General features: G+C 41.3%; 1 protein-coding gene. It reads right to left on the minus strand.

The window, feature by feature from the left end; all coding sequences use genetic code 11:
* On the minus strand, nucleotides 1-269 hold a 269-nt coding region (locus tag AAEY98_RS22375; protein WP_351019790.1), incomplete at both ends, for a PKD domain-containing protein.

Below are 269 nucleotides of genomic sequence, written 5' to 3' on the forward strand. Positions count from 1 at the left end.
TATAAGTACCTGCTGCTGTATAAGTATGGCTTGGGTTTTGCGCCGTACTAGTACTGTTATCGCCAAAATCCCATAGATAAGTCAAATGACCAAAACCTTGGCTAGACGTGTTAGTCAACATCACAGTAAATTCAGTTTGAGATAAAGAAAATGCCGCTATAGGCTGAATAACCACGCGTACTGTTTCTGTTGCCGTCACAGTATTACCCGCACCATCTTTGACAATAACACTGACAATATAGTCGCCCGATACAGAGTATGTGTAACTT

The sequence above is a fragment of the Shewanella sp. AC91-MNA-CIBAN-0169 genome (assembly GCF_040310165.1).
In the GTDB taxonomy this organism is placed as follows: Bacteria; Pseudomonadota; Gammaproteobacteria; order Enterobacterales; family Shewanellaceae; genus Shewanella.